The following is an 8,587-nucleotide window of genomic DNA, read 5'->3' as shown; positions in this document are numbered from 1 at the left end:
CGCGTTGCGGATGCTCGCGTCGAGCAGCTGGACCGGGTGCAGCAGCGGCAGCTCGCCGGTGCCGTCCTTCAGGTGCTTGCCGATCTGCAGCAGGCACCCCGGGTTCGCCGTCACGACGACCGCGGGCTCGACCGACCGGACGTTGTCCGCCTTGCGCCTGCCCAGCTCGTCCGCCGCCTCGGGCATGATCATGTTGTAGATGCCGGCGGAGCCGCAGCACAGCGCCGCCTCCGGGATGTCGAGCAGCTCCAGCTCGGGGATGCTCCGCAGCACCTCCCGCGGCTGCTCGCGCACGCCCTGGGCGTGCCCGAGGTGGCAGGCGTCGTGATAGGCGACCCGGGCGGGCACCGGCGAGCGCGGGGCGCGCGGCCCCAGCTCGGCGAGCACCTCGTGCACGTCCCGGACCCGCGCGCTGAACTCCTTCGCCCGCACCGCCCACTCCGGGTCGTCGGCGAGCAGGTGGGCGTAGTCCTTCATCGAGGACCCGCAGCCCGCCACGTTGGTCACGACGTGGTCGACGTCGAGCCGCTCGAAGCGCTCGATGGTGCGCTTCGCCCGGGCCAGCGCCGGGTCCTCGCGCCCGGCGTGCAGCTCGAGCGCCCCACAGCACTGCTGGTCGCGCGGGACCAGGACGTCGAGCCCCTCGGCCGAGAGCACGCGCACGGTGGCCTCGTTGACCCGGTGGAAGAACACGTCCTGCACGCAGCCGGACAGCAGCGCCACCCGACCGCGCCGCTCCCCGACGGCGGAGGTGTGCACCGGCAGGGTCCCGAACGCCTCCCGCACCGTGACCGGGGGGAGCAGCGACTCCAGCGCGGCGAGCCGCGCCATCGGCCCAGCGGCCAGCCGGCCCGGGAGCTTCGCGGCGAGCCTCCGGACCGCGGGCACCGCGGCGAGCTTCTGGTACAGCGCCCCCGGCAGGGCGGCCGCGCGCAGCCGCCGCCTGTACGGGAACAGCGCGAAGATCGCCTCGCGGAAGAGCCGGTCGGACGGGGCCCGCGGCACGTTCCGCTCCAGCTGCGGGCGTACCGACTCGAGCAGCTTGTCGTACTGCACCCCGGACGGGCAGGCCGTCATGCACGCCATGCAGCCCAGGCACGCGTCGATGTGCTGGTGCAGCGGCCCCGCCAGCCCGATCTCGCCCTTCTCGGCGAGGTCCATGAGGTAGATGCGCCCGCGCGGGGAGTCCATCTCCTCGCCCCACAGCTGGTAGGTGGGGCAGGTGGGCAGGCAGAAGCCGCAGTGCACGCAGTCGTCGAGCAGCTCCCGCGAGGGCGGGTGGTGCGCGTCGAAGGCGCTCGGGCCGGTCTGCGGCAGGTTGGTCTCGGCGGAGCCGGCGGGTGTGGTCACGAGATCTCCCACGGATCGAAGCGGCCCGGGCCGAACCGGCCGTCCGGGTCGAACCGCTGTTTGACGGCCTCGAGCACGGCCAGGGCGGAGGGCGGCGGCCCCCAGGCGGGGGCGTCGGAGTCGGCGGGGCGGGACCGCAGCACGCTGGTCCCGCCGGCGGCGTGCACGGTGGCGTGCGCCTCGGCGACGGCCCCCGCCGGCACCGACACCGTCGCCACCCCGGTGCCCAGCCCGGCGGTGACGGTCGAGGTGGGCAGGGCCTCCAGGACGCCCGGGAGCAGCGAGGGCAGGGTGCCGATCCGCAGCACGGCCGTGCCGTCCCTGCCTCCGGAGCCCGGCACGCCCCGGGTGAGCGCGGCGTGCTCGGCCCAGACCTCCGCCTCGGCGACGGCGGCGCCGTCGCCGAGCAGTCGGGCGAGCCGCTCCAGCCGGGCCGGCAGGGCCTCCTCGGTGGAGTCGATGCGGACCAGGAGCCGGCCCCGCCCCAGCCACTCCAGGGCCGTCGGCTCGAGCTGCGAGGCCAGCACCTCGCGGGCCAGCCGTGCGGCATCGGCCAGGTCGCAGTCCACGACGACGGTGCCGATCGCACGCGGCGTCGGGTGCAGCCGCAGCACGACCTCGACCAGCACGCCCAGCGTGCCGTAGGAGCCGTGGAGCAGTTTGGCCAGGTCGAACCCGGCCACGTTCTTGATGACGTGCCCGCCCGAGCGGACCACCGCGCCGTCGGCGAGCAGCGTGGTGGCGCCGATGACGAGATCCCGCAGCGTGCCGTACACCAGCGCGGAGGGCCCGGCGTCGGCGGTGGCCACCAGCCCGCCGACCGTTGCCCCGTCGGCCACCCGCGCGGCGTCGAACGCCACGTGCTGACCGTGCCCCGCCAGCTCCTCCTGCAGCGCCCGCAGCGGCGTCCCGGCGTGCACCGAGACCGTCATGTCGCCCGGGTTGTGCGTGATCACGCCGCTCAGCCCGGTGGTGTCGAGCACGGCGTCGACGGGCCCCAGCCGGCCCGCCCAGTCCGCGGCCGTGCCGGCCCCGGCGACGGAGATCCGGCCGGCCGTGTCGAGGACCGCGGCGCGGGCCTCCTTCAACGACGCCGGCCTCACCGCCGGCACGGTGCCTTCCCGCTCGCTCATAGCCGCTCGATCACCCCCGACTCCTCCAGCGGGTGCGGCCGGTACTTCCCGGGCCGCTCGCCGCACAGCCGCGGCGTGGGCAGGACCTTGCCCGGGTTGCAGATCCCCTCGGGGTCGAAGGCCGCCCGCAGGCGCTGCATCACCGCGAGGTCCTCCTCGCCGTACATCGTCGGCATCGAGCACGCCTTGTCCGTCCCGATGCCGTGCTCGCCGGACAGCGACCCGCCCAGCTCCACACAGAGCTCGGCGATCGCGCCGGACAGCTCCTCGGCGCGCTCGGTCTCGCCCGCCGCCGCGCTGTAGAGGACCAGCGGGTGGAGGTTGCCGTCGCCGGCGTGGAAGACGTTGGCCACCCGCAGCCCGGCCTCGTCGCCCATGTCGGCGATGCGGCCCAGCACCTCGGCGAGCCGGGTCCGCGGGACCACGCCGTCCTGCACGAAGTAGTCCGGCGAGATCCGGCCGACCGCGGCGAAGGCCGCCTTGCGCCCGCGCCAGATCGCCGCCCGCTCCTGCGGCGAGCCCGCGATGTGCAGCCGGGTGCAGCCGTGGGCGTCGCAGATCTCCTTGACCTGGGCGAACTCGGCGTCGCACTGCTCGATCGGGCCGTCGAGCTCGACGACCAGCGCTGCCGGGACCCCCACCGTGTACCCGGCGTGCACGGCCTCCTCGGCCGCCTCGATCGCCAGCGTGTCCATCATCTCGACGGCCGCGGGGACGATCCCCGCGGCGACGATGTCCGACACCACCTCGCCCGCCTCGGCGACCGACGGGAAGTCGGCCAGCAGCGTGCGCACCGTCTCCGGCGTGCGCAGCAACCGCACGGTGATCTTCGTGGCGATGCCGAGGGTGCCCTCGGAGCCGAGGAACACCCCGCGCAGGTCCGGGCCCTGCTGCTCGGCGGTGTCGCCGCCGAGGGTGACCACCTCGCCGTCCGGCAGCACGACCTCCGTCGACAGCACGTGGTTGGTGGTGAACCCGTACTTGAGGCAGTGGGCCCCGCCGGAGTTCTCCGCGACGTTGCCGCCGATCGTGCACACCTGCTGCGAGGAGGGGTCGGGTGCGTAGTAGAGGCCGTGCTCCGCGACCGCGGCGGTGATCTCCAGGTTCGTCACCCCGGGCTCGACGACCGCGCGCCGGTTCTCCGGGTCGACCTCCAGCACGCGCTTGAGCCGGGCCAGCGAGATCACCACGCCGTCGGCCACCGGCAGCGCCCCGCCGGAGAGCCCGGTGCCGGCACCGCGGGCGACGAACGGGACCGTGTTGCGGTGGCAGGCCTTCACCGCCCGCGCCACCCCCTCGGCGTCGCGCGGGACGAGCACGATCTCGGGACGGACCCGGTACCCGGTCAGCCCGTCGCACTCGTAGGCGCGGGTCTGCACGGGGTCGTCGATGACGCAGTCGTCGCTGTCGGGGCCCAGGGCCGCCACGATCGCGGCGCGGGCCACGGGATCGAGGGCCATCCGACCTCCTTGTCACGGCTCGTGGTGGGAACGTCGAGAGCGTAGGTCCGGCGGAGCGGTGCGGCCGCCCCGAGTGCGGGGCGACCTGCCGGAGGGTCAGGCCGTGGCAAGCAGGGACCCCAGCCGGCGACCGGCGGCGACGACCAATGGCGCGATCCGCGCGACGGTGGTGTCGTCCATCCGGGAGAGCGGGCCGGAGACGGAGACGGCGGCCGACCCGTGCGGTCCCGTCACCGGTGCGGCGACGCAACGCACGCCGGTCTCCTGCTCGCCCTCGTCGAGCACGTAGCCGCGCTCGCGGGCCACCGTCAGCTCCCGGGCGAGCACCTCCGGGTCGGTGATCGTGGTCGGCGTGACGCGGTGCAGCCCGGTCCGGGCGACGACGGCGTCCGCCTCGGCGGGCGGGAGCGCGGACAGCAGCGCCTTGCCGACCCCCGTGCAGTGCACCGGCACCCGCCGCCCGATCTCGGTGAACATCCGCATCCGGTGCGGCGACGGGACCTGCGCGACGTAGACGGCGCGGTCGCCGTCGAGCACCGCGAGGTTCGCCGTCTCGCCGATCTCGGCGACGAGGTCGGCGAGGACGGGCGTGGCCCAGCGGCCGAACTGGCGCGCCGCCGTCTCGCCCAGGCCGACGAGCTTGGGGCCCAGCGTGTAGCGCCGCGACGGCAGCTGTCGCAGGTAGCCGAGGCCGACGAGGGTGCGCACCAGCCGGTGGATCGTCGCCGGGGCGAGCCCGGTCCGCTCGGCGAGCTCGGAGAGCCCCGCCTCCCCGCCGGCCTCCGCCAGCGTCTCGAGCAGGCCGAACGCGCGGGTCAGCGACTGGACGCCGCCCGCACGGGGTACGTCGGCGCTGGACAGGCCGGTGCCGTCGGTCACCACGGCACCATACATTCCGTAATGCGGAAAAGCCACTCCGTCTGGTAGAAAAACGCGGGAGCAGAGTCGAGGAGAGAGGACGCCGCCATGGCCGGCACCGCAGGACTTCAGGTCGACCCCGAGCTCCGGCGGTTCGTCGAGGGCGAGCTGCTGTCGGGCCTGGACCTGACCCCCGAGGCGTTCTGGGGCGCACTGGCGGACCTGCAGGGACGCTTCGCCCCGCGGATCGCCGAGCTGCTCGCCCGCCGGGACGAGATCCAGGCCCGGATCGACGCGTGGCACGAGGCCCACGGCCCCGGCGACCCGGAGGCGTACGTGAACCTGCTCACGGAGCTCGGTCATCTCCTGCCGAACGACGAGCCGGCCGCGATCTCCGTCGGGGCGGTCGACGCCGAGATCGCCGAGGTCCCCGGCCCGCAGCTGGTCGTCCCCGCCACCGTGCCGCGGTACGCGCTGAACGCGGCCAACGCCCGCTGGGGCTCGCTGTACGACGCCTTCTACGGCACGGACGCGCTGCCGCTCGACCACGAGCTGGCCAAGGGGTACGACGAGCAGCGCGGCGCCCAGGTCATCGCGGCCGCGGACGAGCTGCTCGACGAGCTGTTCCCGCTGGCCCGGGGTTCGCACGCGGACGTCACCGCCTACTCCGGCTCCGAGCAGGGCTTCGTCGCCTTCACCGACGGCGGCGAGACGGGGCTGGCCGACGCCGCGCAGTTCGCCGGCTTCCGCACGCCGGACGGCGAGGGCCGCGCCGCGGTCCTGCTGCAGCGCAACGGCCTGCACGTCGAGCTCACCGTCGACCCGACCCACCGGGTGGGCCGGCAGCACCACGCCGACGTCGCCGACGTCGTGCTGGAGTCCGCCGTCACCACGATCGTCGACCTGGAGGACTCGGTCGCCACGGTCGACGGCGAGGACAAGGCGCTGGCGTACCGCACCTGGCTCGGCCTGATGACCGGCGACCTGGTGGCGGAGTTCGACAAGGGCGGGCAGACCGTCACCCGGCGGGTGCACGGCGACCGCGAGTACACCGGACCCGACGGCGCGCCGCTGACCCTGCACGGGCGCTCGCTGCTGCTCGTCCGCAACGTCGGGCACCACATGACCACGAACGCCGTGCGCACCGCCGAGGGCGAGCAGATCGCCGAGGGCGTGCTCGACGCGCTGGTCACGGCCACCGCCGCGCAGTACGACCTGCAGGGGAAGGGCCGGTTCGCCAACTCGCGGGCCGGCTCCATGTACATCGTCAAGCCCAAGCAGCACGGGCCGGACGAGGTGGCGCTGACCGTCGAGCTGTTCGCCGCCGTCGAGGAGGCCCTCGGCCTGCCCGCGCGCACGCTCAAGATCGGCATCATGGACGAGGAGAAGCGCACCAGCGTCAACCTCGCGAGCTGCATCGCGGCCGCCGCCGACCGGGTCATCTTCGTCAACACCGGCTTCCTCGACCGCACCGGCGACGAGATCCACACCTGCTTCGCGGCCGGGCCCGTGGTGCCCAAGGGCGACATGAAGTCCTCGACCTGGCTGGGCGCCTACGAGGACCGCAACGTCGACGTGGCGCTCGCCTCCGGGTTCGCGCACCGCGCGCAGATCGGCAAGGGCATGTGGGCCAAGCCCGCCGCCATGGCCGCGATGCTCGAGCAGAAGGGCGCGCAGCCGGAGCAGGGCGCCAACTGCGCCTGGGTGCCCTCGCCGACCGCCGCGACGCTGCACGCGCTGCACTACCTGCGCACGGACGTGCACGCCGTCCAGGAGGACATCGCGAAGCGGGCCGTGACCGACCGCGAGAAGCTGCTGGTGCTGCCGATGCTCACCGAGGAGCTCACCGAGGAGCAGAAGACCCACGAGCTGGAGACGAACGCCCAGTCGATCCTCGGCTACGTCGTCCGCTGGGTCGGGCTGGGCATCGGCTGCTCCACGGTGCCGGACCTCGAGGGCGTCGGGCTGATGGAGGACCGGGCGACCCTGCGCATCTCCAGCCAGCTCCTCGCGAACTGGCTGCACCACGGGGTCGTCGAGGAGAAGACGGTCCGGGACACCTTCGCCCGCATGGCCGCCCTGGTCGACGAACAGAACGCGAACGAGCCCGGCTACCCGCCGATGGCCAAGGACCTCGAGGGCAGCGAGAGCTTCCAGGCCGCCCTCGAGCTCGTGTTCACCGGGCGCACCGAGCCCAACGGCTACACCGAGCGGGTGCTCACCACCTGGCGGCAGAAGGCCAAGCAGCGGGCATGAGGCCTGCGTCTCCCCGGGGAACGCAGCCCGGCGCCGACGGGTTGGTGCCCCAGGTGGGAGGACGGATGAGGGCGTGGACGCGCGTCGCGGCGGTGCTGTTCGTCATCGGCTACGGCGCGAACCAGTTCAGCCCGCTCATGGTCATGTACCGGGAGCAGGGGCACTACTCCGCGACCGTCGTCGCGGCGTTCTTCGGCGTGTACGTGGCCGGGCTCGCGCCCGGACTGCTCGTCGGGGGCCCGCTGTCGGACCGGCTCGGCCGCCGCCGGGTCCTGCTGCCGGCGCTGGTCGCGTCGGTCCCGGCGAGCTCGGTGCTCGCCGCCGGGGCCTTCTCCGAGGCGTTGCTGTTCACCGGCCGCTTCCTGTTCGGCCTGGTCACGGGGGTGGCGATGGCCGTGGGGACGACGTGGGTGAAGGAGCTCTCGCAGGCCCCGTTCGACCCGGTGGCCGATGCGGGCTCCGGCGCCCGCCGCGCCGCGCTCGCGCTGTCCGCGGGGTTCGGCGTGGGCCCGGCGGTCGGCGGCGTGCTGGCCCAATGGGCCCCGCTGCCGATGGAGCTGCCCTACCTCGTGCACGTCGCACTCACCCTGCCGGTGATCGCCCTGGTCGCGCGGGCCCCGGAGACCCGGGCGCCCGAGGCCCTGCCCGGACCGCGGCCCCGGCGCTCGCTCCTCTCCGACCTGGCGGTGCCGGCGGTGGCGCACCCGCGGTTCCGCGGGCTGGTGCTGCCGCTGGCGCCGTGGGTGTTCGGGGCGCCGGCGCTGTCCTTCGCCGTGCAGCCGGCGGCCCTCGGACCGGAGCGGACGGCCGGGTTCGGGCTGATCTTCGCCACCGGGCTCACGGCCGTGACCCTCTCGGCCGGCGTCGCGATCCAGTCCGCCGCGCGCCGGCTCGACGCGCGCGCCCCGCTCGCCGGGGCCCCGCTCGGCCTGGTCCTGATCGTCGTCGGGATCCTGGTGGCCGCCCTGACCGCACTGACCGGCTCGCTCGTGGTGGCGTTCGCGGCCTCCGCGACCCTCGGCGCGGGCTACGGCATCTCGCTGGTCAGCGGCCTGCTCGAGGTCCAGCGGATCGCCGCGCCCGAGCACCTCGCCGGCCTCACCGCGGTGTACTACTCGCTGACCTACGTCGGCTTCCTGCTCCCGGTGGTCCTTGCCCCGCTCGCGGTCCCCGTGCCCTATCCGCTCCTGCTGGTCGTCGTGGCGGCCCTCGCGGCGGTGTGCCTCGCGGTTCTCGTCGTGGCCGGACGGCGCACCGCGCGCCCGGTCCCCGTCTGAGTCGCCGTCTGAGTTCCCGTCTGGGTGCCCGTCTGATCTGAGCCGCCCCCGTCGGAGGGGCGCGGCGAGTCCATCGCCGGCGGCCGGGCCGCGCCGCACAACGGGCGAACCGGACGGTGACCCCCATAGGATCCGGGGGAGCCCCGGCAGGTCCCGGCGAACCGAGCGGGTTCCGGGCGCTCGGACCGGGCGGTGTGCCCGTCCACCGCCACAGGATTCGTCTCGCCGTGGTGGGGAACAGGTGTCGACGTAG

At 74.6% G+C, this 8,587-nt stretch carries 6 protein-coding genes; 2 read left to right on the top strand and 4 right to left on the bottom strand.

All coding sequences use genetic code 11. The annotated features are described in order from the left end of the window. From ACL02T_RS26295 to ACL02T_RS26280, 4 genes are all read right to left on the bottom strand, one after another. On the bottom strand, positions 1–1,350 hold a 1,350-nt coding region (locus ACL02T_RS26295), incomplete at its 3' end, for a (Fe-S)-binding protein (RefSeq protein WP_412833448.1). After that, entirely contained in the window at positions 1,347–2,483 is a 1,137-nt protein-coding gene (locus tag ACL02T_RS26290; RefSeq protein ID WP_412833447.1) for an FAD-binding oxidoreductase, read from the bottom strand. The genes ACL02T_RS26295 and ACL02T_RS26290, both read right to left, overlap by 4 nt. Continuing rightward, on the bottom strand, positions 2,480–3,943 hold the full coding sequence (locus ACL02T_RS26285) for an FAD-linked oxidase C-terminal domain-containing protein (RefSeq protein ID WP_412833446.1): 1,464 nt from the start codon (positions 3,941–3,943) through the stop codon (positions 2,480–2,482). Before ACL02T_RS26285 ends, ACL02T_RS26290 begins: the two co-directional genes overlap by 4 nt. A gap of 96 nt (positions 3,944–4,039) precedes the next feature. After that, positions 4,040–4,822 (bottom strand): IclR family transcriptional regulator, encoded by a 783-nt coding sequence (locus ACL02T_RS26280; RefSeq protein WP_412833445.1) that lies wholly within the window; start codon positions 4,820–4,822, stop codon positions 4,040–4,042. 87 nt (positions 4,823–4,909) lie between these two features. Here ACL02T_RS26280 and ACL02T_RS26275 point away from each other — a divergent pair, with 87 nt between their 5' ends. Both ACL02T_RS26275 and ACL02T_RS26270 read left to right on the top strand, forming a co-directional pair. Next, positions 4,910–7,057: a malate synthase G gene (locus ACL02T_RS26275; RefSeq protein WP_412833444.1), complete on the top strand. Its 2,148-nt coding sequence runs from the start codon at positions 4,910–4,912 to the stop codon at positions 7,055–7,057. Positions 7,058–7,122: 65 nt separating this feature from the next. After that, positions 7,123–8,334 carry an MFS transporter gene (locus ACL02T_RS26270; protein WP_412833443.1) on the top strand — a complete coding sequence of 404 codons (1,212 nt, stop codon included), beginning with the start codon at positions 7,123–7,125 and terminating at the stop codon, positions 8,332–8,334. Positions 8,335–8,587: the final 253 nt, after the last annotated feature.

It is taken from the genome of Pseudonocardia oceanicola, from assembly GCF_047200735.1.
Classification (GTDB): domain Bacteria; phylum Actinomycetota; class Actinomycetes; order Mycobacteriales; family Pseudonocardiaceae; genus Pseudonocardia.
Note: the sequence above shows the minus strand (reverse complement) of the source record. Positions and strands in the feature narration are given on the sequence as shown.

Bases quoted from the DNA above. Each gene is read 5' to 3' on its own strand.
- ACL02T_RS26285 (WP_412833446.1), bottom strand. From the start codon at position 3,943: ATGGCCCTCGATCCCGTGGCCCGCGCCGCGATCGTGGCGGCCCTGGGC.
- ACL02T_RS26270 (WP_412833443.1), top strand. From the start codon at position 7,123: ATGAGGGCGTGGACGCGCGTCGCGGCGGTGCTGTTCGTCATCGGCTAC.
- ACL02T_RS26275 (WP_412833444.1), top strand. From the start codon at position 4,910: ATGGCCGGCACCGCAGGACTTCAGGTCGACCCCGAGCTCCGGCGGTTC.
- ACL02T_RS26290 (WP_412833447.1), bottom strand. From the start codon at position 2,483: ATGAGCGAGCGGGAAGGCACCGTGCCGGCGGTGAGGCCGGCGTCGTTG.